The 26,996-nt window shown below is 66.0% G+C and carries 23 protein-coding genes; 10 read left to right on the forward strand and 13 right to left on the reverse strand.

Going from position 1 to position 26,996, the window contains the following annotated elements; all coding sequences use genetic code 11:
- Positions 1-35: 35 nt before the first annotated feature.
- Entirely contained in the window at positions 36-1,064 is a 1,029-nt protein-coding gene (locus NUH86_RS19255) for a tetratricopeptide repeat protein (protein ID WP_267252917.1), read from the forward strand.
- Positions 1,065-1,161: 97 nt separating this feature from the next.
- Here the strand turns inward: NUH86_RS19255 and fdhD are convergent, their stop codons facing one another.
- From fdhD to hmgA, 8 genes are all read right to left on the reverse strand, one after another.
- Complete coding sequence (fdhD, locus tag NUH86_RS19260) at positions 1,162-1,950, reverse strand: formate dehydrogenase accessory sulfurtransferase FdhD (protein ID WP_267252918.1); 789 nt, start codon at positions 1,948-1,950, stop codon at positions 1,162-1,164.
- Positions 1,947-2,183 (reverse strand): formate dehydrogenase subunit delta, encoded by a 237-nt coding sequence (locus NUH86_RS19265; protein ID WP_267252919.1) that lies wholly within the window; start codon positions 2,181-2,183, stop codon positions 1,947-1,949. Before NUH86_RS19265 ends, fdhD begins: the two co-directional genes overlap by 4 nt.
- A 10-nt stretch (positions 2,184-2,193) precedes the next feature.
- Positions 2,194-5,040, reverse strand: a complete 2,847-nt coding sequence (gene fdhF / locus NUH86_RS19270) for a formate dehydrogenase subunit alpha (protein WP_267252920.1) — start codon at positions 5,038-5,040, stop codon at positions 2,194-2,196.
- Positions 5,037-6,617, reverse strand: a complete 1,581-nt coding sequence (locus tag NUH86_RS19275) for a formate dehydrogenase beta subunit (protein WP_267252921.1) — start codon at positions 6,615-6,617, stop codon at positions 5,037-5,039. The genes fdhF and NUH86_RS19275 overlap by 4 nt, the downstream gene beginning before the upstream one ends.
- Positions 6,614-7,081 carry an NAD(P)H-dependent oxidoreductase subunit E gene (locus tag NUH86_RS19280; protein ID WP_267252922.1) on the reverse strand — a complete coding sequence of 156 codons (468 nt, stop codon included), beginning with the start codon at positions 7,079-7,081 and terminating at the stop codon, positions 6,614-6,616. The genes NUH86_RS19275 and NUH86_RS19280 overlap by 4 nt, the downstream gene beginning before the upstream one ends.
- 87 nt (positions 7,082-7,168) lie before the next feature.
- Positions 7,169-7,819: a maleylacetoacetate isomerase gene (gene maiA, locus NUH86_RS19285; RefSeq protein ID WP_267252923.1), complete on the reverse strand. Its 651-nt coding sequence runs from the start codon at positions 7,817-7,819 to the stop codon at positions 7,169-7,171.
- The gene (fahA, locus tag NUH86_RS19290) at positions 7,816-9,117 is read right to left on the reverse strand and encodes a fumarylacetoacetase (RefSeq protein ID WP_267252924.1); all 1,302 of its coding nucleotides are present in this window, start codon (positions 9,115-9,117) and stop codon (positions 7,816-7,818) included. The genes maiA and fahA overlap by 4 nt, the downstream gene beginning before the upstream one ends.
- The gene (gene hmgA, locus NUH86_RS19295; RefSeq protein WP_267253006.1) at positions 9,114-10,403 is read right to left on the reverse strand and encodes a homogentisate 1,2-dioxygenase; all 1,290 of its coding nucleotides are present in this window, start codon (positions 10,401-10,403) and stop codon (positions 9,114-9,116) included. The genes fahA and hmgA overlap by 4 nt, the downstream gene beginning before the upstream one ends.
- A gap of 111 nt (positions 10,404-10,514) precedes the next feature.
- On the opposite strand from hmgA, the gene NUH86_RS19300 reads away from it, so the two are divergent.
- Positions 10,515-10,970, forward strand: a complete 456-nt coding sequence (locus NUH86_RS19300) for a MarR family winged helix-turn-helix transcriptional regulator (protein ID WP_267252925.1) — start codon at positions 10,515-10,517, stop codon at positions 10,968-10,970.
- 98 nt (positions 10,971-11,068) lie between these two features.
- Here the strand turns inward: NUH86_RS19300 and NUH86_RS19305 are convergent, their stop codons facing one another.
- Positions 11,069-12,001, reverse strand: a complete 933-nt coding sequence (locus NUH86_RS19305) for a LysR family transcriptional regulator (RefSeq protein WP_267252926.1) — start codon at positions 11,999-12,001, stop codon at positions 11,069-11,071.
- A 97-nt stretch (positions 12,002-12,098) separates the two neighbouring features.
- Between NUH86_RS19305 and NUH86_RS19310 the strand changes: the two genes are divergently transcribed.
- The 8 genes from NUH86_RS19310 (at position 12,099) to NUH86_RS19345 (ending at position 22,340) form a co-directional block, all read left to right on the forward strand.
- A complete protein-coding gene (locus NUH86_RS19310; protein ID WP_267252927.1) occupies positions 12,099-12,707 on the forward strand; it encodes a TetR/AcrR family transcriptional regulator in 609 nt (202 codons plus the stop codon).
- A 345-nt stretch (positions 12,708-13,052) separates the two neighbouring features.
- Positions 13,053-13,439: a hypothetical protein gene (locus tag NUH86_RS19315; protein WP_267252928.1), complete on the forward strand. Its 387-nt coding sequence runs from the start codon at positions 13,053-13,055 to the stop codon at positions 13,437-13,439.
- Positions 13,436-14,686, forward strand: coding sequence for an efflux RND transporter periplasmic adaptor subunit (locus NUH86_RS19320; protein ID WP_267252929.1), 1,251 nt, complete (start codon positions 13,436-13,438; stop codon positions 14,684-14,686). Before NUH86_RS19315 ends, NUH86_RS19320 begins: the two co-directional genes overlap by 4 nt.
- A 106-nt stretch (positions 14,687-14,792) precedes the next feature.
- The gene (locus NUH86_RS19325) at positions 14,793-17,975 is read left to right on the forward strand and encodes an efflux RND transporter permease subunit (protein WP_267252930.1); all 3,183 of its coding nucleotides are present in this window, start codon (positions 14,793-14,795) and stop codon (positions 17,973-17,975) included.
- 11 nt (positions 17,976-17,986) lie between these two features.
- Positions 17,987-19,393, forward strand: a complete 1,407-nt coding sequence (locus NUH86_RS19330; RefSeq protein WP_267252931.1) for an efflux transporter outer membrane subunit — start codon at positions 17,987-17,989, stop codon at positions 19,391-19,393.
- A gap of 58 nt (positions 19,394-19,451) precedes the next feature.
- Entirely contained in the window at positions 19,452-19,634 is a 183-nt protein-coding gene (locus NUH86_RS19335) for a hypothetical protein (RefSeq protein WP_267252932.1), read from the forward strand.
- A gap of 73 nt (positions 19,635-19,707) precedes the next feature.
- Positions 19,708-21,045 carry an LLM class flavin-dependent oxidoreductase gene (locus NUH86_RS19340; protein WP_267252933.1) on the forward strand — a complete coding sequence of 446 codons (1,338 nt, stop codon included), beginning with the start codon at positions 19,708-19,710 and terminating at the stop codon, positions 21,043-21,045.
- A 71-nt stretch (positions 21,046-21,116) separates the two neighbouring features.
- Entirely contained in the window at positions 21,117-22,340 is a 1,224-nt protein-coding gene (locus NUH86_RS19345) for an NtaA/DmoA family FMN-dependent monooxygenase (protein ID WP_267252934.1), read from the forward strand.
- Positions 22,341-22,545: 205 nt separating this feature from the next.
- On the opposite strand, the gene NUH86_RS19350 is transcribed toward NUH86_RS19345, so the two are convergent.
- The 4 genes from NUH86_RS19350 to NUH86_RS19365 all read right to left on the reverse strand — a co-directional run bounded on the left by NUH86_RS19350 (position 22,546) and on the right by NUH86_RS19365 (position 26,931).
- Positions 22,546-23,208, reverse strand: coding sequence for a peroxiredoxin-like family protein (locus NUH86_RS19350; protein WP_267252935.1), 663 nt, complete (start codon positions 23,206-23,208; stop codon positions 22,546-22,548).
- Positions 23,209-23,333: 125 nt separating this feature from the next.
- Positions 23,334-24,770 (reverse strand): NAD-dependent succinate-semialdehyde dehydrogenase, encoded by a 1,437-nt coding sequence (locus tag NUH86_RS19355; protein ID WP_267252936.1) that lies wholly within the window; start codon positions 24,768-24,770, stop codon positions 23,334-23,336.
- A 23-nt stretch (positions 24,771-24,793) separates the two neighbouring features.
- Entirely contained in the window at positions 24,794-26,083 is a 1,290-nt protein-coding gene (locus NUH86_RS19360; protein ID WP_267252937.1) for an MFS transporter, read from the reverse strand.
- A gap of 47 nt (positions 26,084-26,130) precedes the next feature.
- On the reverse strand, positions 26,131-26,931 hold the full coding sequence (locus NUH86_RS19365; protein ID WP_267252938.1) for a 2-keto-4-pentenoate hydratase: 801 nt from the start codon (positions 26,929-26,931) through the stop codon (positions 26,131-26,133).
- Positions 26,932-26,996: the final 65 nt, after the last annotated feature.

Consider the following 26,996-nt stretch of genomic DNA (forward strand, 5'->3'; position numbering starts at 1 on the left):
CAAGGCCCGTCCCGCAAGGATGACGGGAGGCCGTAATGGCGGGCGAGCGCAACGATCCCCTTTCCCTGCCCGATCCGCCTCCCCCCGCCCCCGCGCGGCGCGAGGCCGCGATCGAGGCGGCTCTGCACCGGTTCGATGGAACAGAGCAGTCCGCCCCCACGGTCGCAGACCACACGCCTGCGCGCCCATGGCGTCTGCTGGATCGCCCCTATCTGGGCGGGGCGCTTGCCCTGTCCCTGCTCGCGCTGGTGGTCCTGCCGGTCGCATGGGTGAGCATGCCGCGACGGGATGCCCCATCCCCTCCCCGTGTTGCCCGTCCGCAGGAGCAACAGGCTGCCGCCGATCCAGCCATCCCACCCCAGCCCGTGCGCGCCGAGCCGCCCGCCGCCGCCGCGGAAAAGCCGGTCGCCAGGCCCACCGCGCCCGCTCCGGCTCCAATATTGGAGGGGGCGGTCGCACCGCCGGAACCGCCCCCCGCCATGCAGGCCTATGGACACATGGCTGCGGCCCCGGCTGCGGCGCCTGCCGCTCCCCCTCCTCCCCCCGCCGCCATCGTTCATGCGGAGGTCGCGGAAAAAGCGGCGCGCATGGCGTCCGGCAATGAGGATGCAAGAGACATCCTCGTCACCAGCGCGAAGGTCGATCCGAAGCTGCTGCGCGGACGCGGCGACTGGAACGCCTGCACCGTGCAAGACCCGCGACAGGATCTTGCCGCCTGCAAGCGGCGGATCAGGGAAAAGGATCTTGCCGCCGCCCCGATCACCGATGGCCTGACGCGGGCATGGCAGGGCGAGTGGCGCGATGCCGCCGCCGCATTCGACAGGGCGGTCGCCCTCGCGCCGAAATCGGCCGACGCCTATCTCAATCGCGCCATGGTCCGCCAGGCCCTGGGGGAAGGCGACAAGGCGCTGGAGGATTTCGACAGGGCCGTCCGCTATGCCCCCTATGCGGCGCGGACCTATTATCATCGCAGCCTGCTGTTGCGGCAACGCGGCGAAGCGCGGAAGGCGGAAGCGGACCGGAACCGAGCGGCTGAACTCGACAGCCGCTACGACCCGGACTAGAGCGATTTCCAGTCAGATGGCATCATCTGACGTTTAAGAAATCGCGGTAAAACAAAGGAATAGAGCGATCGATCTGATTCAATCAGATCGAAAACCTCTAATCCTTCGACAGCAGGATCGCGTCGGGCCGGGCCAGCACCGCCAAAGCCAGCCCCGCCTCCGCCGCCCGTTCGGCCGCAAGCCGCGTCGGCGCGGAAATCGTCACCAGCAAGGGGCAGTCCGCCAGCACCGCCTTTTCCACCAATTCATAGGAACAGCGTGAGGACAGCAGCGCAAAGCCGCCATCCCATTCCCATCCGCGCCGCCGCATCGCGCCGATCAGCTTGTCGAACGCATTATGCCGCCCGACATCCTCCCGCGCCAGGCGGATCGTGCCGTCCGCCGCCGCCAGCGCCGCGACATGGGCCGCGCCGGTCCGCGCATTGAGCGGCTGATGCTGTCCCAGACCGCTCAATGCGCGGAAAATCGCGCCCTCGTCGGCCAGCGTCCGGCGAGCGAGGGGCGGCAAAGGGCGGATCGCCTGTTCCAGATTTTCGATGCCGCAAATCCCGCAGGAGGATTCCGAAGCGCGATGCCGCACCCGGCTGAGCAGAGCCTCCGTCCGTCCCTCCGGCAGGGTCGCCCTGGCGACGATCCCCTGCTCCGTCGCATGCGCGTCGACGTCGAAGGGCGCGTCTTCCCGCCCGATCAACCGTTCCGCCAGCGCGAAGCCGAGCACCAGGTCCGCCACATCCGCCGGCGTCGCCATCAGCACGGCATAGCCGATGCCGTTAAATTCGATCGCGACCGGCACTTCCTCGGCCAGTTCGCGCGTCACTGTCGCCATGCGGCCTTCGGGCATCACCTTCGCGAAGGTGACCAGCCTGCCTTCCGGCACTTCGCTCAAGGGGCCAGGACCCGGCCAACGGCAGCGGCCGCAATGGGGGAAAGCGCCTGGGGATGCGCGGCCGCCAGCGCCGCGATGCGCCGCTTCATCGCCGGATCCCAGAAAGCGCGGATATGGTCCGCGGTCATCGCCACGGCCTCCTCCTCGCCCAGGGCCGCGACATTGCGGGCGATCTGGTTCGCCATGTAGATCAGGCGATCCTCGGTCGACATGACGTGATTTTCATCGCTCATGCGCCCGATCCTATTCGGCCGCCGCCAGCGGCGCAATCCGCCTGCTGTGCCGGGCCTGCTCGGCATAATCGCGCTGCCAGTCGCTCGGCCCGTTGGATGGCATGACCTGCACCGCCGTCACCTTATATTCCGGGCAATTGGTGGCCCAGTCCGAATAGTCGGTGGTGATGACATTGGCCTGCGTATCGGGATGATGGAAGGTGGTGTAGACCACGCCGGGCGCCACCCTTTCAGTGATCAGGGCGCGCAGGCTGGTTTCCCCGGCCCGGCTCTTGAGCGAGACCCAGTCGCCATCCTTGATCCCGCGATTTTCAGCGTCAGTCGGGTGGATTTCCAGCCGGTCCTCCGGATGCCATGCCTCATTCGCCGTGCGCCGCGTCTGCGCGCCGACATTATATTGGCTAAGGATGCGCCCGGTCGTCAGCAATAGCGGGAAACGCGGTCCGGTCTTCTCGTCCGTGGGCACATAGTCGGTGACGACGAACTTGCCCTTGCCCCGCACGAAGCCGCCGACATGCATGGTCGGCGTCCCGTCCGGCGCTGCGTCATTGGCGGGCCATTGCAGCGATCCTTCCGCCTCCAGCCGATCATAATGCACGCCCGCGAAAGTCGGCGTCAGCGCGGCGATCTCATCCATGATCTCGGACGGATGCGCATAGGACCAGCCAAGCCCCATGGCCTGCGCCACAAGCTGAACAATCTCCCAATCGCCATAGCCGTTGAGCGGTGCCATCACCTTGCGCACCCGCTGGATACGGCGTTCGGCATTGGTGAAGGTACCGTCCTTCTCCAGGAAGGTCGATCCCGGCAGGAAGACATGGGCGTAATTGGCGGTTTCATTAAGGAACAGATCCTGCACCACCACGCATTCCATCGCCGCCAGCCCCGCCGCGACATGATGGGTATTGGGATCGGACTGAAGAATATCCTCGCCCTGGATGAAGATGCCCTTGAATGTCCCGTCCGTCGCCGCGTCCAGCATGTTCGGGATACGCAGCCCCGGTTCGGCGTCCAGCGCGACGCCCCAGGCCTGTTCGAACTGGCCGCGCACCGCATCGTCGGAAACATGGCGATAACCGGAAAATTCATGCGGGAAGCTGCCCATGTCGCACGCGCCCTGCACGTTATTCTGGCCGCGCAGGGGGTTCACGCCGACACCCTCCCGTCCGACATTGCCGGTCGCCATGGCCAGATTGGCGATGGCCATCACGGTGGACGACCCCTGGCTATGCTCTGTAACGCCCAGGCCGTAATAGATGGCGGCGTTCCCGCCCGTCGCATACAGCCGCGCCGCGGCGCGCACCTCTTCCGCCTTGACGCCGGTCAGCGGCTCGACGGCTTCGGGGGACCGCTGCGGTTCGGACACGAAATCGGCCCATTCGGCGAACTCGTCCCAATCGCAACGGTCCCGGATGAAGGCATCGTCATAGAGCTTCTCGGTCACGATCACATGCGCCAGCGCCGTCAGCATGGCGACATTGGTGCCCGGCCGCAGCGGCAGATGATGCGCCGCCTCGACATGGGGCGACTTCACCAGATCGATCCGCCGGGGATCGATCACGATCAGCTTAGCCCCCTGGCGGAGGCGCTTCTTCATCCGGCTGGCGAAGACCGGATGGCCATCGGTCGGGTTCGCCCCGATCACTAGGATGACATCGGCTTGGCCGACGCTGTCGAAATCCTGCGTGCCCGCCGACGTGCCGAAAGTCGTCTTCAACCCATAGCCCGTCGGGGAATGGCAGACCCGCGCGCAGGTATCGACATTATTGTTGCCGAAGCCCTGGCGGATCAGCTTCTGGACAAGGAACGTCTCCTCATTGGTGCAGCGGCTGGACGTGATGCCGCCGATGCTGCGCGTGCCATATTTCGCCTGGATGCGCTGGAACTCGCTGGCGGTATGGGCGATGGCCTCCTCCCACGACACCTCGCGCCAGGGCTGATCCACCGAAGCGCGGATCATCGGCTTCAGGATGCGGTCGCGATGCTGGGCATAGCCCCAGGCGAAACGGCCCTTGACGCAGCTATGCCCGTGATTGGCCTTGCCCTCCTTCCACGGCACCATGCGCACCAACTCCTCGCCCCGCATCTCGGCGCGGAAGGTGCAGCCGACGCCGCAATAGGCGCAGGTGGTGACGACGGACCGGTCGGGCGTGCCGACTTCCACCACCTTCTTCTCGGTCAAGGTGGCGGTCGGGCAGGCCTGGACGCAGGCGCCGCAGGACACGCATTCGGACGACAGGAAATCCTGGCCCTGCGACGGCGAGACCTTTGAATCGAAACCCCGCCCCTCGATGGTCAGCGCGAACGTGCCCTGCACCTCGTCGCAGGCGCGCACGCAGCGGGAACAGACGATGCATTTGCTGGGATCGAAGTCGAAATAGGGGTTCGACTGGTCCTTCGCCTGTCCCATATTGGTCGCGCCGTCATAGCCGTAGCGCACGTCCCGCAAGCCGACCGCGCCCGCCTGTTCCTGCAACTCGCAATCGCCATTGGCCGGGCAGGTCAGACAGTCGAGCGGATGGTCGGAGATGTAAAGTTCCATCACCCCGCGCCGAAGCTGTTTCAGCCGCTCGCTCTGCGTCCGCACCACCATGCCCTCGGCAACCGGCGTGGTGCAGGAGGCGGGATAGCCATTGCGCCCCTCCACCTCGACCAGGCAGAGGCGGCAGGAACCGAAGCTCTCCACATTGTCGGTCGCGCACAGCTTCGGGATCGAGCAGCCGGTGAGCGAAGCCGCCCGCATGATCGACGTGCCTTCCGGCATGGTCACCGCCTCGCCGTCGATGGTGAGGGTCACGCTCTTGCCCGTCGCAATGGCGGGCGGCGTCCCATGATCGGTTTCGCGTGTGTAGCTCATTCCGCAGCTTCCTTGATCGGGGTCGGAGCGCCGAAATCCTCCGGAAAATGGTCGAGCGCGCTCAGCACGGGATAGGGCGTGAAGCCGCCCAGCGCGCAAAGCGAGCCATATTTCATCGTGTCGCAAAGGTCGCGCAACAGGGTGGTTTGCGCCTCCAACCCGGTATCGATCCGGTCGGGGGTGCGGGAGTTGAGCGCCTTTTGCAGATAGCCCTCCCAGCTTCGCCCTGCCTGCGTGAAATTCGGAGTATCCCGCGCCGCGATGATCCGGTCCATCACCTCCAAGCCTCGCGTCGATCCGATCCGGCAGGGCGTGCATTTGCCGCAGCTTTCGACAGAACAGAATTCCATCGCGAAGCGCGCCATTTGCGCCATGTCGACACTGTCGTCGAACACGGTGATCCCGGCATGGCCGATCAGTCCGCCAGCCTGCGCGAAAGCCTCATAGTCGAAGGGCAGATCGAACATGCTCGGCGGGAAATAAGCCCCCAGGGGTCCGCCAACCTGCACCGCCCGCACTGGCCTTCCGCTGGCCGTTCCGCCGCCGATGTCGTTCACCAGCTCGCCCAGCGTGATGCCGAAGCCGATCTCATACAGCCCGCCATGCTTCACATTGCCCGCAAGCTGCACCGGCATGGTGCCCCGCGACCGCCCGAAACCGACTGCCGCATAAGCCTCCGCCCCTTCCGCCAGAATGAAGGGAGCCGCCGCCAGGCTGAGCACATTGTTGATCACCGTCGGTTGCCCGAACAGCCCGGCCAGCGCCGGCAGCGGGGGTTTTGCCCGCACCTGTCCCCGCTTGCCCTCAATGCTGTCGAGCAGCGCCGTCTCCTCGCCGCAGACATAGGCGCCCGCGCCGACGCGCACTTCGAGCGTGAAGGGCGCGATCCGTCCGGTCGAAAGCGCGATCGCCTCCCGCATGGCGGCGATGGCGAAGGGATATTCGCTGCGGATGTAGATATAGCCGTGGCCTGCCCCCACCGCATGCCCGGCAATCGCCATGCCCTCTATCAGGCAGAAGGGATCGCCCTCCATCAGCATACGGTCGGCGAAGGTGCCGCTGTCGCCTTCATCGGCATTGCAGACGATGAACTTCGCGTCGGAAACCGCATCCAGCACCGTCTGCCATTTGATGCCGGTGGGAAAGCCCGCCCCTCCCCGTCCGCGCAGGCCGGATGCCTTGACCGCATCCACCACCGCCTGAGGGGGTATCGCCCGCGCCGCGTCCAGCCCGCGCCAGCCGCCATGCCGGGCATAATCGTCCAGGCTGAGCGGATCGATGATCCCGCAGCGGGCGAAGGTGAAACGTTGCTGTCCGGTGAAGAAAGGCAGGTTTGCCACTTCGCCGAGCCGTGCCGAATGGCTGCCATCCAGCACGGCCGCCACGTCGGCTGGTCCGACCGGTCCGAACCCGATCCGTTGCCCCTCGCTTTCGACCTCGACCAGAGGCTCGATGGAGAATAATCCGCGGCTACCGGTGCGCACCACTTCGCATCCGGCGGCCTCGAAAGCCTGCGCCACCTCGTCCGCGCCCAGGGCGACCGAGGCCATGTCCCGGCTGACATAGACCCGCGTCATGCCGCGATCTCCTGCGCGATCCGATCCAGCGCGGTCGCGTCGATCCTTGCGACCGGGCGGCCATCGACCAGAGCGTTGGGGCCTATGGCGCACAGGCCCAGGCAATAGATCGGCTCCAGCGTCACCTGTCCGTCGGGGCGGGTTTCGCCCATCGGGACACCGAACCGTTCGGCGGCGGCCTTCTCCATCGCCGCGCCGCCGCGGGCCTGGCAGCTTTCCGCCCGGCAGAATTTCACCACATGCCGGCCGGCGGGAGCACGGCGGAAATCGTGGTAGAAGGTCACGACTCCATGAATGTCTGCGCGACTTAAATTGAGGTTTTTGGCTATGATGGGGATGGCGGCATCATCGATAAAGCCTATCTCATCCAGCAGCATATGGAGCAGCGGGAGCAGGCGGTCGCGGGTGCGGCCGTGGGTTCGGGTCCAATCCTCTATCAGCCGCGTCGTTTCTTCTTGCTGCATCTTCTTCGCCTTTTTCCGCGCGCCATGCTGCGCCCTGACGGGGGCGGCGTCAAATCGAAGAGGATCATGTTTGATAGAGAATCTCTATCAATAGGGCGGGTCGGCGTCGGGCTGGGCGGAGGGGTGCGCCGCCGCGAAGGCGTCCAGCGGCCGCGCCCTTTCCACCGCCGCGACCAGAGTGGGAAAGGGCGAGAGGTCGACGTTGAACCGCTCCGCCGAATAAAGCTGCGGCACCAGATAGCAGTCCGCCAGCCCCGGCCGGTCGCCAAAGGCAAAGCCCCGGCCATGGCGCGCCACCAGAATTTCCAGCGCGGCGAAACCGTCGGCGATCCAGCGTCCGGCCCATTGGTCGAGCACCGCCTGATCCGCGCCGAAATCACGCTTCAGTGCCCGCAACACGCGCAGATTGTTGAGCGGATGGATGTCGCAGCCGATCAGCGCCGCCATGGCCCGTACAATCGCCCGGTCCTGCGCATTGGCGGGCAGCAGGGGCGGCTGCGGCCAGCCTTCCTCGATCCACTCCAATATGGCCGGGCTTTGGGTGAGCACGAAATCCCCCGCCTCCAACGCCGGAACCAGGCTTTGCGGCGCCAGGGCGCGATAGGCGGGCGCCCGCTGCGCGCCTGCGCGCAGGTCGTGCGTGACCTGATCATAGGCCAGACCCTTCAGGTTCAGCGCGATCCGCACGCGATAGGCGGCGCTGGACCGCCAATAGCTGTGGAGCGTCAGCGCGCTCATCGTGCAGGCTCGATCATGGCGCGGCATTCCCCGAAGCCGATGGGTATATAGCCGTCCGCCCGCGCCACCGCCCTCAGCGCCAATTCGTCGCCATCCTCCAGAAAGGCGCGTTCCTCGCCGGTCGGCAGGGCGATCCTGCTCTTGCCGCCCTCCGTCAGTTCCATGAGGCTGCCATAGCTGTCGGGCGTCGGCCCGGAGAGCGTGCCCGTCCCCAGAAGGTCGCCGGGATTGAGGTTGCAGCCGTTGGACGCATGATGGGCGACGATCTGCTGCGCGGTCCAGTACATGGAGGATGCAGGGCCGCTGGACAGCCGCATCGGCGTAAGGCCCTGCGCCCGCATCCTCGCGCTGGACAGATGGACCTCCAGATCGATGGCGAGCGCGCCCTGCGCCTGATCCCGCTCATCCCATAAATAGGGCAAGGGTCGCGGGTCGCCCTGCGGCCGGGGCGGCTGGGCGATGCGGAAGGGGGCCATCGCCTCCGCCGTCACCACCCAGGGCGAGATGGTGGACTGGAAATTCTTGGCGAGGAACGGCCCCAGCGGCACATATTCCCATGCCTGAAAGTCCCGCGCCGACCAGTCGTTCAGCAGGCAGAAGCCCGCAATATGGTCCGCCGCCTCGGCAATCGGCACCCGTTCGCCCAGCGCGTTGCCCGCGCCGATCCAGATGCCCAGTTCCAGTTCATAGTCCAGCCTCTGGCTTGGCCCCACCACCGGAATGTCGGCATCGGGGGCCTTCCGCTGACCATGGGGCCGCACCACCGGGACGCCGGATGGCCGGATGGACGATGCCCGGCCATGATAGCCGATGGGCACATATTTATAATTGGGCAGTAATGGATTGTCGGGGCGGAACAGCTTGCCGATATTCGTCGCGTGGTGAATGCCGACATAGAAATCGGTATAATCGCCAATGGCGGCGGGCAGGTGCGGCGCGCAGTCCGCCGCCCAGTGCAGCAGGGGTTGGACCACGTGGCGCTGCCCTTCGTCGCTGAGGAGGGCGCTCAACCGGCGGCGCAGCGCCAACCGGTCGGCCGCCGGGAGCGCCATCAGCGCGTTCAGCGCCGGTTCGCCCAGCACGGCGGCGGCTGCGGCAGGCAGCAGGCCCGCATCGGCGACGGCGCGCAGGTCGCATATCCAGCCTCCTATCGCCACCCCCGCCCGCGCCGCGCCGCCGGGGGGCGAGAAAATCCCGTAGGGCAGGTTCTGGATCGGGAAGTCGGGATGTCCGTCGGCCCCCTCCACCCAACTCGACCGGGCGGGATCATGGGTTTCGTCGATTGGCGGGAAGCTCATGCCCTGTCCCTTTGCGGCAGTCGCGCCTTCGTGAAGCCGGACCAGCAATCGTCATAATCCAACTGGCCAAGCGGCGTTTCCATCGCGAAGCGGGTCGGGCGGAAGGCGAAGCGGCTTTCGAACATGAAGGCCATGGTGTCACTGATCCGGTGCGGCTTCAATTCGGCGGCCAGCGCGCCTTCATAGCTCGCCTTGTCCGGCCCGTGCCCCGCCATGCAATTGTGCAGCGACGCGCCGCCCGGCGCGAAGCCGCCCGCCTTGGCGTCATAGGTGCCGTGGATCAGGCCCATAAATTCGCTCATCACATTGCGGTGAAACCATGGCGGGCGAAATGTATCCTCCGCCACCATCCAGCGCGGCGGAAAGATCACGAAGTCGCAATTGGCCGTTCCGGCGCGGTCGCTGGGGGATGTCAGCACGGTGAAGATCGACGGATCGGGATGGTCGTAGCTGACCGTGTTCATCGTGTTGAAGCGCCGCAGATCATAACGGCAGGGCGCGAGATTGCCGTGCCATGCCGCCACGTCGAACGGCGAATGGTCCTGCGTCGTCGCCCATAGCCGTCCGCCGAATTTCTGGACGATTTCATGGGGGGTATCGTCATCCTCAAGCCATGCGGCGGGGGTTTCGAAGTCGCGCGCATTGGCGAGGCCGTTGGCCCCGATGGGACCAAGGTCGGGCAGGCGGAACAAGGCCCCGTAATTTTCGCAGATATAGCCCCGCGCCGTTCCATCGGGCAGGTCCACCCTGAAGCGCAGGCCACGGGGGATCAGCGCGATCTGTTGCGGCGCGACATCCATCGCGCCCATTTCGGTGACAATGCGCAGCGCGCCCTGCTGCGGCACGATCAGCATTTCGCCATCGGCGTTGGTGAAGGCCCGCTTTTCCATCGGGCGGTTGGCGGCATAGAGGTGGACGGCCAGCCCCTCCCCCATCGCCGGGTCGCCAGCGCCGCAATAGCTGACCAGCCCGTCGATGAAATCCACCGGCCGTTCGGGGATGGGCATCGGATCCCAGCGCAGGCGGTTCGGCGTGGGCGGCGCTTCGTCGAACGGGCCGCTGCGCAGGAGCGTGCCGCCATCATAGGGGCGATAGGGCGGATGATTGGCCGCCGGGCGCAGGCGGTAGAGCCAGCTTCGCCTGTTCTCCCCCCGTGGCGCGGTGAAGGCGGTGCCGGACAATTGTTCGGCATAGAGGCCATAGGGCGCATGTTGCGGCGAATTGCGGCCCACCGGCAGGGCGCCGGGCACCGCCTGCGTCGCGAAATGATTGCCGAAGCCTGCCATCATGGGGGCTTCGGGTGGCTGGCTCTCTCCCATCCTGGCGCGACTCCTATGGTATCAATTGTTACCATCATAGCGCTTTGCCGATGAAGTATCAAATGTTACCAGTTGCGGATGACCGCCAAGACGCTGCGCCTGGACCAGTTCATTCCTTATCGCCTGTCCTTCACGGCGGCGTTGCTGAGCGATGCCATCGCCCAAAGCTATGAGGCGCTGTTCGGCATCGGCATCGCCGAATGGCGCGTGATTGCGTGGGTGGCGGAACGGGGCAGCATCACGCAGCAGCAGATTTGCGCGCAGAGCCGCATGGACAAGGTGACGGTGAGCCGGGCGGCCATTGCCCTGACCGGACGGGGGGTGCTTCGCCGGTTGCCCAATGCGGAGGACCGTCGGTCTCATCTGCTGGCGCTGACGGAGGAAGGGGAACGGCTGCATGCCGCCATCGCGCCCAAGGCGCTGGAGATGGAGAGCGCGGTCTTTTCGCATTTCAGCGCGGAGGAGGTGGAGGCCTTCGTCGAGATGTTGCGGCGGATCGATGCGGTGGTTTTGGGGGGAGAGGTTGAGGAATAGTCCGCGCTCGCCGGACTGAGTGATTTGGGTGGGGAGCGGACATCATTCCGTCATCCCAGCGAAAGCTGGGATCTCAGGCGATAGGGCACAGACCAGCCTCACGAGATCCCAGCTTTCGCTGGGATGACGATATTATTAACGTCAGCAATTGGCCATTTGATATCCCGCGCCACGTTCAGCACCGCTTGCGCCAGTGGGCCCAGCGGCGCCCGGTCGGAGACGATGACGCCGATCCGGCTGCCCTCGTCCGCGTCGGGCAGGGCGAAGGTTCGCACCCAGTCCAGGCCGTCCAGCAGCATCGCATGGCTGTCCGGCACGATCGAGCAGAGCCGCCCCTGCCGCACCAGCGCGAACAGGGCGACATAGCTGTCGGCCGTCACCACCGGGCGCAGCGCCAGGCCGCGTTCGCCCAGGCGGGCGTCCAATATCCGCCGGTTCTGCATCCCCTGATGCAGCAGGCACAGCGGCAGGGCAGCCACATCCTCCCACGTCGGCGTTCGATCTTCATCCAGCACGCCTTGCGCCGCCGCCAGCATGTAGCGTTCCACATAAAGGGGTGCGGCCAGCATGTGGGAGGGCGGCTCGAAATCCAGATAGGTGAGGCCTGCGTCCAGTTCGAAGGCGGTCAGTTCCCGTTCGATCTGGCGGGAGGTCAGCGCCCGGACGGAGATGTTGAGGCCCGGATGCCGATCCAGCAGCGCCTCCACCAGTGGGCCGACGGCGGGCATCGCCGCAGGAATCGCGCCCAGCCGCAATTCGCCCTGCAACGGCCCCTTCGCGACCGCCGCCGCCTGCATCAGATTGTCGGCCGCCGCGACCAGTTGCTGCGCCCAGGGCAGGATCTCCCGCCCCTCCTCCGTCAGGCCGGAATAGCGGCGGTTGCGCAGGATCAACCGCTTGCCAAGCTGCGCCTCCAGCGCGGAAATGCCCGCCGACAGCGTGGGCTGCGACACGTGGCAGGCCGCCGCGGCGCGGGCGAAATGCCCCTCCCTCTCCAGGGCCAGGAAATATTGAAGAAGCCGGGTCTGCATGCGCTTCGCTTTCTTTTCCCGGCTGATAGGGCAAAGTGATGCATGATGTAAGCCGGGTCTGGACGATGGGGGCAAGCTTCACTATATACCGGTCGGTATGGAAACACAGACTCAGGTAGCGCGGGGCCGCCCGCGCGAGTTCGATCCGGAAAAGGCGCTCAGCGCCGCGCTGACCGTGTTCTGGCGGCGCGGCTATGAGGGCGCGTCCATGGCCGAACTGACCGAGGCGATGGGGATCACCAAGCCCAGCCTCTACGCCTGTTTCGGCAACAAGGAATCGCTGTTCCGCAAGGCGCTCGACCTCTATGAGCGGGACAAGCTGTGCTACGTCAAGACCGCGCTGGAGGCGCCCACGGCGAAGGGCGTGGCGGAGCGGCTGCTGCGCGGGTCGCTGGCGATCCAGACCGGGACGACCGATCCCCATGGCTGCCTGGGCGTCATCAGCACCGTCGCCTGCGCCGGGGAAGCGGAATCGATCCGCGACGAAGTCATCGCCCGCCGCGCCTCTTCCGACGCGGCGTTGCTGGCCCGGCTGGAACGGGCGCGGGACGAAGGCGACTTTCCCGCCACGATCGAGCCGCAGGCGCTGGCCACCTATTTGTCGACGATGACGCAGGGCATGGCGGTGCAGGCAAGCGCGGGAATGGCGCAGGCGCTGCTGGAGCAACTGGTGGAGACCACTTTGGCCGTCTGGCCAGGCAAGTGACCGTAAACTGGCGGTTTTCCTATTAGATACCGGAAAATTACCAATCGGTACAAAAATATCTTGACCCGCGGTCGGCGTCGCATTATATACCATTCAGTATTAAATGGACCTGCCATCCGAAGGGGTCGCAAGATGCGGACGTTTTTCAAATCCTGTCGTCACTGACGACCTGAAGCGGGCAGCCCAACAGGGCGCCGCGACCTGACCATCATCCTATCGCCTGATGCGCGGCCCGCCGGTCGCGTGGCGGAGAGGTTTTTTTCACGTTCGGCCGGGATGGCTCGCAGCGGACGACGACGCGTCGGCCCGATCCCCCGGCTTCGCGTCATACACAGGGGAATTGCCATGGCATTTCTGCAACTTGCCACACTTGCCGACGATGGCGGGACGATTGGCGTCATGAAGGCGGCAAATTCCGGTTTCGCGCCGGTCGAATGGCAGATCATCCAGCTTGCGCGGCGGGACGGTCTGGACTCGCTGCGCGCGCCGGATCGTTGGGACCGGCTGAAAGGCTGGATATTCGGGGAGCGGGCCAATCCGCGCCTTGCCAATATGCGGCTGGAAAGCCTGCGGCGGCTGGCGGTCGACGCCTGGCATCGCGGCTATACGGTTCGCCCATCCTTTCTGAAGGCCTTTTTGAAGGCCGGTTTCAATGAAGGCCAGCTTGAAACGCTGCTGGCCAGCATCAGCGCGCAACGGCGCTTTCAGGCTTTGCGGAGCAGGCAGTCATGAACATGCACACCCCCATCGACGTCGACACGCGGTCGGCCACTCCCCTCTCCCGCTGGCGCAAGCGCCATGTTTCGCTGGGCGCGATCGCGCTGGCGGTCGTGGGCGGCGTCGGGTGGAAGATCGTCGACAGACCGCAGGCGCAGGCGGCGGCGACTCCGTTGGTCACTGTTGGCATCGCCGCGCCGCTGAGCCGGGCGGTGACGCAGTGGGACGATTATGTCGGCCGCTTCGCACCCAGCCAGACGGTCGATATCCGTCCCCGCGTTTCGGGGTCGGTGACGGCGATCCATTTCAGGGACGGCGATCATGTGAAGGCGGGGCAACTGCTGTTCACCATCGACCAGCGGCCTTTTCTGGCGGCTCTGGCGGAGGCGCGGGCCAATACGGCCAGCGCCCGCAGCGCGCTGCTTCTGGCGCAGAATGATTATAGCCGGGTGCAGCGGCTGACCGGCGACGGGGCGGTTTCGGCGAGCGAGGTGGATTCGCTGCGGTCGCGTTTGCAGGCGGCGCAGGCTGCCCTGGCGGGGGCGCAGGCGCGGGAGAGGCAGCGGGCGCTGGACATGGAGTTCACGCAGGTCCGCGCGCCGATTTCGGGGCGGGTTTCCGACCGGCGGGTCGATATCGGCAATCTCGTCTCTGCGGGCGAGGGTGCGGGGGCGACGTTGCTGACGACCGTCAACAAGCTGGATCCCATCTATTTCAATTTCGATGCTTCCGAGGCGCTGTATCTGAAGTCGCAACGGGACAAGGGGGCTGGCGGAATAGTCGAGGTCCGGTTGCAGGACGAGGCGGATTATCGGCACAAGGGGCGGCTGGACTTTACCGACAATGGGCTTGATCCGCGTTCGGGCACGATCCGCGTCCGCGCATTGTTCGACAATCCGGACATGTTCCTGACGCCGGGGCTGTTCGGCAACATGCGGCTTGCCAATGGGGGCAAGGTCAACGTCTTGCTGGTTCCGGACGAAGCCATCCAGTCCGATCAGGCGCGCAAGACCGTGCTGGTGGTGGGCCGGGACGATAGTGTCGTGGCGAAGCCGGTGGAACTGGGGCCGGTGGTGGATGGGTTGCGCATCATCCGCGCGGGGCTGACGCCCGCTGACCGGGTGATCGTGTCGAACATTCAGGCGGCCATGCCCGGTGAGAAGGTCGCGACGCGGTCGGTGGGGGTCAAGGCCAGTCCGGCGCCGGTCGCGGCGGTGGATGCGGCGGCTCCGGTGGCGGCGCAAGCGACCTTTGCTCCCTGAATAATAGCCCCTCCGCTGCAAAAGAGGGGAGATGAGAGCCGAATATCGCGATCCGGCGGCCCACCGGATCGCGCGCCCCTTTTCACGCCATCCAGGAATTCGTCCGATGCGCCTTTCCCGTTTCTTCATCGACAGGCCGATCTTCGCCGCCGTGATCGCGGTGATCATCACCGTTGTCGGGGCCATCGCCTTCGTCGGCCTGCCCGTATCCCAATATCCCGATATCGTGCCGCCTACCGTCACGGTTTCCGCCCAATATCCCGGCGCGTCCGCAGAGACCGTCGCGTCGACCGTCGCCGCGCCGATCGAGCAGGAAATCAACGGCGTGGACGACATGCTCTATCAGAGCAGCCAGTCCACCGGCGACGGCAAGGTGACGATCACCGTCACCTTCAAGGTCGGGACCGACCTGGACGCCGCGCAGGTGCTGGTGCAGAACCGCGTGGCCGTGGCGGTCCCGCGCCTGCCCGAAGAGGTGCAGCGGCTGGGCGTCGTCACCCGCAAGACGACGCCGGAATTCCTGATGGTCGTCAACCTCCAGTCGCCCGACGGCACCTTCGACCGCGATTACCTGTCCAACTATGCGCTGACGCAGGTGCGCGACCGGCTGGCGCGGCTGGACGGCGTGGGCGACGTGCAGCTTTTCGGATCGCGCGACTATGCGATGCGCGTCTGGATCGACCCCGACCGCGCCGCCGCGCTCAACCTGACGGCGGGTGAGATCGTGCAGGCGTTGCGCGCCCAGAATGTGCAGGTGTCCGCCGGGTCCATCGGCCAGCCGCCCTATGATCGCGGGGAAGCCTTCCAGCTTGGCGTCGAGATGCAGGGCCGCCTGACCGAGCCGCAGCAATTCGCGGACATCGTCGTCCGCACCGATGCCGATGGCCGCCAGGTCCGGGTGGGCGACGTCGCCCGCGTCGAACTGGGCGCGCAGGATTATGGCATCAACACCTATCTTTCCAACAAGCCCACCGTCGTCATCGCGACGATGCAGCGCCCCGGCTCCAACGCGCTGGACGCGGCGGAGAAGGTGAAGGCAGAGATGGAGCAACTGTCCAAGCGCTTCCCCAAGGGGCTGGAATATAGCATCATCTACAACCCGACCGAATTCATCAGCCAGTCGATCGACGCCGTCTATCAGACGTTGTTCGAGGCGGTGATCCTGGTCGTGCTGGTCATCCTGGTCTTCCTCCAGAACTGGCGCGCCGCCGTCATCCCGATCATCGCCATTCCGGTCTCCCTGATCGGCACGGCTGCGATCCTGGCAGGGCTGGGCTATTCGCTCAACAATCTGTCGCTGTTCGGGCTGGTGCTGGCCATCGGCATCGTGGTCGACGACGCCATCGTCGTGGTCGAGAATGTCGAGCGCAATATCGAACATGGCATGTCCCCGCTGGAGGCGGCCCGCGTCTCCATGGACGAAGTGTCCACGGCATTGATCGCCATCGTCCTCGTCCTGTGCGCGGTGTTCGTGCCGACTTTGTTCATCACCGGCATTTCGGGCGCATTCTACCAGCAGTTCGCCGTCACCATCTCCACCGCGACGATCATTTCGCTGATCCTGTCGCTCACTTTGTCCCCGGCGGCGGCGCTGTTGTTGAAGTCCAAAGATGGTGGGCATGATCTTTATAACGCCCCGCACTGGCGTCAGCTTGCCGCGAAGGCCGCCGGCCGCTTCAATAACGGTTTCGACCGGCTGAGCACAGGCTATGCCCGCCTCACCCGCTTCCTCGTCGTTCGTCCGAAGAAGATGCTGCTGATCTATGCGGGCCTGATCGTCGCCACCATCGCCCTGTTCTGGGTGACGCCCGGCGGCTTCATTCCCGCGCAGGACCAGGGATATTTCCTGGCCGTCGTCCAGCTTCCCCCCGGCGCTTCGCTGGAGCGGACCGACAAGGTGACGCGGGAGGTCGCGGCGAAGATATTGCCGATCAAGGGCCTGCGCGGCGCGGTGATGTTCGCGGGTCTCCATGGCCCCTCCCAGACGCAGGCGCCCAATTCGGCCGCCATCTACTTCCCGTTCAAGACCTTCGCGGAACGGAAGGAAGAGGGCGTCACCTATGCCGACATCATGGATCGGGCGAACAAGGCCGTCGCCGGTTATGACAAGGCGCGCATCCTGCTCATCCCGCCGCCGTTGATCCAGGGCATCGGTTCGGCGGGCGGATACCGCCTGATGGTGCAGGACCGCGAGGATCACGGCTATGCCGACCTGAACAAGCAGGCGCAGGACTTCATCGCCAGGGCCAACCAGACGCCCGGCCTCAACATGGTCTATACCCATTTCGACGTCGGCACGCCCCGCATCTATGCCGATGTCGACCGGCGCAAGGCCGACCTGCTGGGCGTGCCGCCGGAGCGCGTGTTCGAAGCGATGCAGGTTTATCTAGGTTCCGCTTTCGTCAACGATTTCAATCTGCTGGGCCGCACTTATCGCGTGACGGCTCAGGCCGACGCCGGCCATCGCGGCACGGTCGCCGACATCGCGAACCTGAAGACCCGGTCGAACAGCGGGCAGATGGTGCCGATCGGTTCCGTCTCCACCTTCAGGGACAGGACCGGTCCCTATCGGGTGGTGCGCTACAATCTGCTGCCCGCGGTGGAGATTGAAGGCGACACGGCGCCGGGCTACAGTTCCGGCCAGTCTTTGACGACCATGGAGAAGCTGGCATCGACCACCCTTCCCGCCGGTTACGGCACGGAATGGACCGGCGTCGCCTATCAGCAGGTGATGGCGGGCAATACGGCGGGCATCGTCTTCGCCATGGCGGTGTTCTTCGTCTTCCTGGTGCTGGCGGCGCAATATGAAAGCCTGACGTTGCCGCTGTCGATCATCCTGATCGTGCCGATGTGCCTGTTCGCGGCCATGCTGGGCGTGAATTTGCGGGGCATGGACAATAATATCCTGACGCAGATCGGGCTGGTCGTACTGATCGCGCTGGCGGCGAAGAATGCCATCCTTGTGGTTGAGTTCGCCAAGCAGGCCGAGGAGGAACAGGGCCTGTCGCCGGTCGACGCCGCCGTTCAGGCCGCGCAGACCCGCCTGCGTCCGATCCTGATGACCAGCTTCGCCTTCATCCTGGGCGCGGTGCCCCTGGTGATCGCGAGCGGGGCGGGCGCGGAACTGCGGCAGGCTTTGGGCACCGCCGTCTTCTTCGGCATGACTGGCGTGACGGCGTTCGGCCTGCTTTTCACCCCCACCTTCTATGTGGTGTGCCGCGCCTTGGGCGACCGCTTTTCCCGCAAGGGAAAGGGGCAAGCTTCCGCCGCGCTGCAACCCGCCGAATAAGGAACGGCAAGATGATCAAGACCCTCCTCCCCCTTCTGCTTGGCGCGTCGGCCTTGACGGCCTGCGCGGCGGGGCCGGATTTCAAAGCTCCGGCCACGCCCACCGCCGCAGCCGGAACCTTTATCGGCGCTGCCAGTCCGGCGGTCAGTACGGCTCAGGCGGACGACCATTGGTGGCGGCTTTACAGCGATCCGGTGCTGGACGGGCTGGTGCAGGATGCGCTGAAGGCCAATACCGACATTCGCGTGGCCGTCGCCCGGCTGGAAAGGGCACGCGCCCAGTTGCGCGGCGCGCGCTCCGACAAATTGCCGCAGACGACTTTGAGCGGTTCGCCCAGCTATGGCCGTGCCTCCGTCGCCCAGACACTGCCCGGTGCGGACCGGGACAATTGGACCGTCGATGCCGGGCTGAACGTCGCCTATGAGGTCGATCTGTTCGGCCGTGTGAAGCGCAGCATCGAGGCGGCGAAGGGCGACGTCAGCGCTGCGGCGGGCGATGCCGACGCCGTGCGCGTGGCGGTGGTCGCCGACACGGTGCGCGCCTATGTCGACGCCACCAGTTCCGCCGAGCGGATCGGCGTGGCGCGGCAGACGGTGGCGCTGCTGGACAACAGCATCCGCATCACCAACGCCCGGTTCGAAGTGGGCCGGTCCGACCGGCTGGACGTGATCCGCGTGACGGCGCTGCGCGACCAGCAGGCCGCCCAAATTCCCAGCCTGACCGCTGACAGGGACAGCGCGCTTTTCCGGCTGGCGACGCTGACCGGGCGCGTGCCGCAGGATCTGCCCGCCGCTGTTCGGGATCAGGTGGCGACTCCCGGCCTCCGCCAGCCCATTCCGGTGGGGGATGGCCGCGCCCTGCTGGCCCGCCGTCCGGACGTGCGCGCCGCCGAACAGCGGTTGGCCGCCGATACAGCGCGCATCGGCGTGGCGACGGCGGACCTTTATCCGCGCATCACGTTGGGCGGCTCCATCGGGACGACGGCGGTCGGCGGCGGCGACATATTGGGCGGCGGTCCGTTCCGCTGGCTGCTGGGGCCGCTGATCAATTGGGCCTTCCCTAACCAGGAGGCCAATCGCGCCCGGATCGCGGCGGCCAGGGCGGATGCGGACGGGTCGCTTGCGGCCTTTGACGGGACGGTGCTGCGGGCGTTGGAGGAGACGGAGACGGCGCTGTCGGTCTATGCCCATGCGCTGGAGCGGCGCGATACGCTGAAGGCCGCGCGCGAAGCCGCCGACCGGGCGGCGCGCATCAGCCTTGCCCGCCAGCGCGAGGGACAGATCGATTTCCTGACGGTGCTGGATGCGCAGCGCACGCTGGCAGCGGCGGAGAGCGACCTCGCCTCCGCGAACCGGGCGGTGGCCTTTGCGCAGGTCGATTTGTTCAGGGCTTTGGGCGGCGGCTGGTCGGTGGCATAGGGTTTGTCCTGATTAAGTTGAAGCGTGTTCCCGCCAATGCGAGTCGCAGGCCTATCAGGTGCTGACCGATTCGGTCGCGGCGATAACCGGCGACGGGGTCGAACGGGCGACACTGGCGATGCTGGCGCTAGACGGGCAGTTGGAGGACACGGCCGAATCCGAGATGCAGGAGGTGCTGCAACTCTTCGCCTTCTCGCTGCGCTGCACCTCTCTCCTATTTGATCAAATCATAGAAGGCTGATCGATGCGCGTTGGTCGGCGCGGGTCGCGGGGCTTAGATTTTCTTGCGCAACCTATTTAGCGAGAAATCGATCATGTCCCAGCAACGTCACATCAAGCTTGGCTTCATCTTGCACGGCGTGGGCCGCACCTGGAACGATTGGCGCCACCCCGATCGCGACGTCAACGCCAGCACCAGCCTGGCCTTTTACCAGAAGCAGGCGGCCATTGCCGAGCGCGGCAAGTTCGACTTCCTGTTCATCGCGGACAGCCTGTCGGTCACGGAAAAGTCCAGCCCCCATTATCTGAACCGGTTCGAGCCGATCACCATCCTGTCCGCGCTGGCGGCGACCACGTCCCGCATCGGGCTGGTGGCGACGCTGACGGTCAGCTATTCCGAGCCGTTCAACGTGGCGCGGCAGTTCGCATCGCTCGACCATCTGAGCGGCGGCCGGGCGGGATGGAACATCGTGACGTCCTGGCTGGGCGACACGGCGGCCAATTTCAGCAAGACCGAACATCCTCCCCATTCCGTGCGCTATCGCATCGCCGGGGAATATCTGGACGTGGTCCAGGGCCTGTGGGACAGTTGGGAGGAGGACGCCCATGTCGCCGACAAGGAAAGCGGGCAGTTCGTCGATCCGGAGCGGCTGCACCGGCTGGACCACAAGGGCGAATTCTTCCAGGTGCGCGGGCCGCTGAACATCAAGCGGACGCCGCAGGGCCAGCCGGTCATCTTCCAGGCGGGCGCTTCGGACGACGGGCGCAATTTCGCGGCGAAGCGGTCGGAGGTCATCTTCACCCATGCCGAGGACGAGGAAGCAGGCCAGGCCTCTTATGCCGACGTCAAGGCGCGGGCCAGGGGTTTCGGCCGCGATCCCGACCAGTTGTTCATCCTGCCGGGCATCGCCCCCATCGTCGGCGAGACGGACGAGGATGCGGAGGCGCGCTATCGCGAACTGGCGGCGCTGGAATCGATCGAAACGGGCCTGGGCTTCCTGTCGCGCGCCTTCAACGACCATGATTTCCGCCAATATGATCTGGATGCGCCCTTCCCCGATGTCGAGCATATCGGCTTCAACAGCCAGCAGAGCGGAACGCAGCGCATCCTGGCGCATGTGCGCGCCGGCAATCTGACGCTGCGGCAGGCGGCGGAACGGCTGGCGACCCCTCGCGGCGCCTTTGTTGGGTCGCCCGAAACCGTGGCGGACCGGTTGCAGCAATGGTTCGAAAGCGGGGCCGCCGACGGTTTCGTCATCTTCGAACCGCTGCCGGGTCAGCTCGACCTGTTCGTCGACAAGGTGATCCCGGTCCTTCAGGCGCGGGGCCTGTTCCGCACCGATTATGAAGGAACCACCTTCCGCGAGCATCTGGGCCTGGCGGAGCCGGACAATCGCTACACTAGCAAGGCCGCCGCGAAGAGCGCGGCCTGACCGGCGGCGGGCGTCGCCGGTCACCGCCGCGCCGCCCGCGCCATCATCCCCCTATTTCCGAGGATATGGACATGACGGAAGCGACGCGACGGCAATTGCATCTGGGCGCGATATTGGAGGGGGTCGGGGCCGACCATGCCAGTTGGCTGGACCCCGACCTGCCCGGCGACGCCAGCATCGATATCGACTGGTATATCGACAATGCCCGCGCCGCCGAAGCGGCGAAGTTCGACCTCGTCTTCATCGTGGATTCGCCCTATATCACGCCCGACACCGCGCCGCATTTCCTGAACCGACTGGAACCGCTGACCCTGTTGTCGGCGGTGGCGGCGTCTACGTCGCACATCGGCCTGGTGGGCACGCTCACCACATCCTATTGGGAACCCTATAATGTGGCGCGGCAGTTCGGGTCGCTGGACCAGATCAGCCGGGGCCGAGCGGGTTGGAACGTCGTCACCACCGGACTGGAGGGCGCGGCACGCAACTATGGGCGGGAGGAGCATTTCGACCATAAGGTCCGCTATGCCTGCGCCCGCGAATTCGTGGATGTCGTGCAGGGCCTGTGGGACAGTTATGAGGACGACGCCTTCCCCCGCGACCGGGAAGCTGGCATCTTCCTGGACAAGGGTAAGCAGCACCGGCTGGATCACAAGGGCGCGCATTTCTCCGTCGCCGGACCGCTGGCGCTCAGCCGGTCGCCGCAGGGGCAGCCGGTGATCTTCCAGGCCGGGGACAGCAATGAGGGCCGCAATCCCGACCATGTCAAGATATTGCCGGGGCTGGTGCCGATCATCGCAGAAACCGACGAAGAGGCGCAGGCCATCACCGCCGCCGCGCAGGAGACGCTGGATATCGGCAAGCTGCTGGTGCAGGTCGGGCGGGCATTCAACTATCATGATTTTTCCCGCTACGATCTGGACGCGCCCTTCCCCGACCTGTCCGGCAGCTACAAGGGCCATGCCGAACGGATCATCCGCGAGGCGCGGGAGAAAGGGCTGACGCTGCGCGATGCGGCCTATCGTTTCGGCCAGTGGCGGTCGGATTTCGTGGGGTCGCCCGAAACCATCGCCGATCAGATCGAGCGCTGGTTCACCGGCCGCGCCGCCGACGGATTCCTGCTGCGCGTGACGCGGCCGAAGGATTTCGCCCTGTTTCGCGAGCGGGTCGTGCCGATCCTGCAACAGCGCGGATTGTTCCGGACCGATTATACGGACCGGACGTTGCGCGGGCATCTGGGTCTGCCGGTGCCGGAAAACCGCCATACGCGGGCGTTGCAGGCGATCGCCGCCGAATGATGGGTTAGCCTTTATTTCCGAGTATGTAGTGAACGAGACCCCCGGCTTGACCTGGGGTGACGAAATTACGTGGCGAACTTTGAATTCAGGGGGGCTTGGGGGTGGGCTGGCGTGCCGTCTGCATGGTTTTGCAACGGCTGACGTAGAAGCTCGCTGCGCTCGCGCCCACCCCTGGCCCCTCCCGCCTGCAGGAGGGGAATGTCTTTTAGGCGCGGTTTTGGTCGACCTGGTGCAGGACCGTGTCCGCTTCCGGGCGGTCCAGCCAGTCCGGGCTGACCTGTAGCCAGCGCACGACGCGTCCCGCGCCCACGAGCAGGACAGCGGGCTGGGGCAATTCCCAACTGCCCGTGCCGGTCACTTCGCCGATCCAGCCGGATGGCGGCGGTGACGGGCGGTTGTCGGGCTGGAAGCTGATGTGCAGCAGCCGCGCCAGGCTGTTGTCGGCGTCGGTCGCGACCTGGAAGGGCAGGTCGTGCCGCGCCTTGATCTCACGCAGGGGAACCGGCGGCTGCGGACTGAGCGCCATTAGCGGGATGCCCCTTTGCCGCAGGGCCGGGAACAGCGTTTCGGCATAATAGGACAAGGCGATGTTGCAGGCCGGGCAACCTGCATAGCGGAAGAAAACGAACAGCGCCGCGCCATTGGCGGTGGGTTCGTCCAGGGCGAGCGTGTCGCCATCCACCTCCGCGAAGGAAAGCGGCGGCAGCACCGTGCCCGGCTGGGCCACGGCGGCGGGATCGAAGCGTTCCAGCAACTGGTTGCGTTGCCGCGCATTGCCTTCAAGCTGAGCGGGAGGCCAGTTCCTCTCGCGCTCCGCCTGGAGGGCGGCATAGCGGGACTTGAGCGTTTCGGTGACAGTCGTGGCCATGATGATCTCTTTCGCCGTGCAAGCCCTTTTTTGGCGACGGCCAGCGGCCGCCGCCAATGAGACTTGTCCCGTCAATCACGAAGAATGGTCATAGGTCCACGACCGCGGGTCGCGACATCAGGCGCTTACATGATGTGCACGGCCTTCGTCGCCAGATGCGCGGCGACCCCTTCGGGACCATCTTCCGACCCGAAGCCGCTGTCCTTCATGCCGCCAAAGGGCGAATCGCCCCAGCTGAGGCGCACGGTGTTGATGCCGATCACCCCGGCCTCCACCTCGTCGGCCAGCCGGTTCTGGCGCCGGCCGCTTTCGGTGAAACAATAGGCGCCAAGGCCGTAGGGCAGCCGGTTGGCCTCCGCAATCGCCTCGTCATCCGTGGCGAAGGGGCGGAACGTCGCGATCGGGCCGAACGGTTCGTCCTGCATGACCTTCGCCTCCAGCGGCACGTCGGTCAGCACTGTCGGGCGGAAGAAGAAGCCGTCCCTGCCCAGTCCCTCGCCGCCGGTCAGCAGCCTGGCCCCCGCGCGCACCGCATCCTCCACGAAGGCGCCGATCGCCTCCGGCCTGCGCGGGTTGGCGAGCGGTCCCATCTGCGTGTCGGCGGCAAAGCCGTCGCCGATGCGCAGCGCAGCGGCCCGGTCGGCGAAACCCTTGGCAAAGCGTTCATAGACGCCCTGCTGCACGTGGAAGCGGGTGGGCGCGACGCACACCTGCCCCGCGTTGCGGAACTTGTGCGTGACCAGCGCGTCGATGGTGCGATCCACATCGCAATCGTCGAACACCAGCACCGGCCCGTGCCCGCCCAGTTCCATCGTCGTGCGCATCACCGTGTCGGCCGCCAGCCGCATCAGATGCTTGCCGACGGGCACGGAGCCAGTGAAGCTGAGCTTGCGCGTCACGGGCGAGGCCAGCAGGTGGCGGGACACCAGGTCCGGCATGCCGAACACTAGTTGCGCGACGTCGCCGGGCAGACCCGCATCGATGAAGCAGCGCATCACCGCGATGGCGGTGGCCGGGGTTTCCTCGCTGGGTTTCAGGATCACCGAACATCCCGCCGTGATCGCCGGGGAAATCTTGCGCACCGGGTTCATGATCGGGAAATTCCATGCGCAGAAGGCCGCGACCGGGCCGACCGGCTGTTGCAGCACCATCGACCGCGTGCCCGTGGGGCGGGGCAGCACCCGGCCGAAGATGCGCGACGCCTCGCCCGCGTGGAAATCCAGCACCATCGCGGTCGCCAGCGCCTCTCCCTTGGCCTCCGCCAGCGGCTTGCCCTGTTCGAAGGTAGCGAGCGCGGCCAGATGGTCGGCGCGCTCCCGGATCAGCGCGGCGGTGCGGCTCAGCACCTCGGCGCGCTGCTGGGGGCTGCTGGTCCGCCAGGCGCGGAAGCCACGATCCGCCGCCTCCAGCACCCGGTCCAGGTCCGCCTCGCTCGCCAGCGGCAGTTCGCCCAGCACCGCGCCGGTCGCCGGGTTCAGCACCGGCTGCGTATCCCGTCCTTCGGCGCCGATCCATTCGCCGCCGATATAAAGGCCAAGCGGCATGTCGTAGCTGTGGGTCATTGCGATCTCCTTGTTCGGGAATGTCAGCTTACCGGTTCCAGACGCGGGCTGAGCAGATGAATGAACAGCAAGGCGACCAGATAGGCGCTGGCCGCGATGGCGAAAAGGGTTTCATAGCTGTGCGTGGCGTCCAGTATATAGCCGGTGAACTTCGCCATGCACATGCCGCCGATAGCGCCCACCGTGCCGCCGAAACCGATCACCGTGCCTACAGCGCCTTGCGGGAACACGTCCGACGGCAGGGTGTAGAGGTTGGCGGAAAAGGCCTGATGCCCGGCGGTGGCCAGGCCGATCAGCAGCACTGCGCCCCACACGGTCGACACGTCCTGCGCGAACCAGATGGGCAGGATCACCAGCGCACACACCAGCATCGTCACCTTTCGCGCGAAATTGACGCTGTGCCCGCGCGCGATCAGCCGGGACGACAGCCATCCGCCAGCGATGCTGCCCACGTCCGAAATCACGTAGATGGCGGCCACCGGCAGGGCGAATGTCTTCAGGTCCAGCCCATAGCGGTCGCCCAGATAGCCCGGCAGCCAGAACAGGAAGAACCACCAGATCGGATCGATGAAGAATTTGCCGAGCGCATAGGCCCATGTCTCCCGCCGGGTGATCAGCCGGGCCAGCGGGATCTTCTGCACCGTGCTGGTATCGCCGTCCTGCTGAATCCACGCCAGTTCCTCGGCGCTGACCTGGCTCTTCTCCTCCGGCCGGCGATAAACGGTCCACCAGGCAATCAGCCACAGAACGCCGAAAATGCCGGTCAGGTAGAAGGCCATGCGCCAGTTGAGGCCCCATTCATCGATGATGATCCACAGTAGCAGCGGGGTCAGGATGGCGCCCACATTGGCGCCAGCGTTGAACAGGCCGGTGGCAAAGGCGCGTTCCTGTTTGGGGAACCATTCGGTCACCGCCTTGATGCCGCCGGGGAAATTGCCCGCTTCCCCTATGCCCAGCCCGGCGCGGGCCAGGGCGAACTGGATGGCGGTGCTGGCCATGCCATGGGCCATGTGGCCCACGGTCCAGATGATCACCGCGACCGCATAGCCCAGCCGCGCGCCCAGCATGTCGACGATCTTGCCGAACAGCAGATAGGCGGCGGCATAGGCCAACTGGAAATAGAAGACGATGTCGGCATAGTCGCTCTCGCTCCAGCCCAGTTCCTTGGTCAGGATGGGCTTCAGGATGCCGATCATCTGCCGGTCGATATAGTTGATCGTGCAGGCCGCGAACAGCAGCGCGACGATCACCCAGCGATAGCGCCCGGCCGGCTTGGCGACCGGGGCCGATGCGGGAATGGAAACCGTGTTCATCTTCACTCTCCCGTTGGCCGGTTCTTGCCGGTCCGTCCTGATGGTTGTCATGCCGCTCCGGCGGCCGGAACGATATGGCAATCGACAGCGCCATGGTCGCCGAACACGGCCCGCACCGCCTGTCCCGGCAGCACGGGGTGGACGCCCGTTATGGCCCCGGTCGACACCCACAGGCCCGCGCTGGCGTCGATGCCCCGACCGGCCAGGTTCGCCAGCAGGAACCGCACCGCGCCATAGGGACCGTCCAGCATGGTCGCGGCGGTCGCTTCGCCAATGGTGGCGCCATCGATCTGCGTACGCACCAGGATCGCGCACAGGTCGATCGCCTGCCACCCCTCCAGCGCGGCGCCGATCACCAGCCCTGCATTATTGCCGAAATCGGACGCCGTCACGGCAGGTCCGTCGGCGTTGATGCCGGGATAGGGCGAACTCGCAATCTCCATGCCCAGCCGCACATCGTCCAGCAGGGCGCGGGTGCCCGCATCGTCAACGGGCACCGCGCCGTCCCAGCCGGGCGCGACATGCAGCAGCAGTTCCGCCTCCGCCGCCGCGAAGCCGCCGACGAAGACCGGCATGGCGGGATCAGGGTTGACGGTCGCGTCCACCACCGTGTTGGCGAAGATCGGACCGGCCAGCCGGTTGCTGCCCAGCCGCGCATCCAGGGGCGGGTTGATCCGGCCAACCTTCCACCCGGTCACCGGCCTGCCATCGATGGCGATGGCGCGGTCCTGAATGGCATAGGCCATGTCCATGTCCGTCGGCCGTTCGCCGGGATAGGTTTCCAGCACCCTCGCCGCCCGTCGCGCCGTTACGAACGCCCGTGCAACCGCTTCCGTCTGTTCCGTCAAGACATCCCCCGCTCTTCGTCTCGCATGTCGCGCTCCCGCGTATAGGAAACCGGTGTCATTTGCAA

Origin of the sequence: Sphingobium sp. JS3065, assembly GCF_026427355.1 — a bacterium.
Lineage (GTDB): Bacteria > Pseudomonadota > Alphaproteobacteria > Sphingomonadales > Sphingomonadaceae > Sphingobium.

Excerpts from the sequence above, each read along its gene's own strand:
- NUH86_RS19255 (WP_267252917.1), top strand. The coding sequence starts at position 36 with ATGGCGGGCGAGCGCAACGATCCCCTTTCCCTGCCCGATCCGCCTCCC.
- NUH86_RS19265 (WP_267252919.1), bottom strand. The coding sequence starts at position 2,183 with ATGAGCGATGAAAATCACGTCATGTCGACCGAGGATCGCCTGATCTAC.
- fdhF (WP_267252920.1), bottom strand. The coding sequence starts at position 5,040 with ATGAGCTACACACGCGAAACCGATCATGGGACGCCGCCCGCCATTGCG.
- NUH86_RS19275 (WP_267252921.1), bottom strand. The coding sequence starts at position 6,617 with ATGACGCGGGTCTATGTCAGCCGGGACATGGCCTCGGTCGCCCTGGGC.
- NUH86_RS19280 (WP_267252922.1), bottom strand. The coding sequence starts at position 7,081 with ATGCAGCAAGAAGAAACGACGCGGCTGATAGAGGATTGGACCCGAACC.
- maiA (WP_267252923.1), bottom strand. The coding sequence starts at position 7,819 with ATGAGCGCGCTGACGCTCCACAGCTATTGGCGGTCCAGCGCCGCCTAT.
- fahA (WP_267252924.1), bottom strand. The coding sequence starts at position 9,117 with ATGAGCTTCCCGCCAATCGACGAAACCCATGATCCCGCCCGGTCGAGT.
- hmgA (WP_267253006.1), bottom strand. The coding sequence starts at position 10,403 with ATGGCAGGCTTCGGCAATCATTTCGCGACGCAGGCGGTGCCCGGCGCC.
- NUH86_RS19300 (WP_267252925.1), top strand. The coding sequence starts at position 10,515 with ATGACCGCCAAGACGCTGCGCCTGGACCAGTTCATTCCTTATCGCCTG.
- NUH86_RS19305 (WP_267252926.1), bottom strand. The coding sequence starts at position 12,001 with ATGCAGACCCGGCTTCTTCAATATTTCCTGGCCCTGGAGAGGGAGGGG.
- NUH86_RS19310 (WP_267252927.1), top strand. The coding sequence starts at position 12,099 with ATGGAAACACAGACTCAGGTAGCGCGGGGCCGCCCGCGCGAGTTCGAT.
- NUH86_RS19315 (WP_267252928.1), top strand. The coding sequence starts at position 13,053 with ATGGCATTTCTGCAACTTGCCACACTTGCCGACGATGGCGGGACGATT.
- NUH86_RS19320 (WP_267252929.1), top strand. The coding sequence starts at position 13,436 with ATGAACATGCACACCCCCATCGACGTCGACACGCGGTCGGCCACTCCC.
- NUH86_RS19325 (WP_267252930.1), top strand. The coding sequence starts at position 14,793 with ATGCGCCTTTCCCGTTTCTTCATCGACAGGCCGATCTTCGCCGCCGTG.
- NUH86_RS19330 (WP_267252931.1), top strand. The coding sequence starts at position 17,987 with ATGATCAAGACCCTCCTCCCCCTTCTGCTTGGCGCGTCGGCCTTGACG.
- NUH86_RS19340 (WP_267252933.1), top strand. The coding sequence starts at position 19,708 with ATGTCCCAGCAACGTCACATCAAGCTTGGCTTCATCTTGCACGGCGTG.
- NUH86_RS19345 (WP_267252934.1), top strand. The coding sequence starts at position 21,117 with ATGACGGAAGCGACGCGACGGCAATTGCATCTGGGCGCGATATTGGAG.
- NUH86_RS19350 (WP_267252935.1), bottom strand. The coding sequence starts at position 23,208 with ATGGCCACGACTGTCACCGAAACGCTCAAGTCCCGCTATGCCGCCCTC.
- NUH86_RS19355 (WP_267252936.1), bottom strand. The coding sequence starts at position 24,770 with ATGACCCACAGCTACGACATGCCGCTTGGCCTTTATATCGGCGGCGAA.
- NUH86_RS19360 (WP_267252937.1), bottom strand. The coding sequence starts at position 26,083 with ATGAACACGGTTTCCATTCCCGCATCGGCCCCGGTCGCCAAGCCGGCC.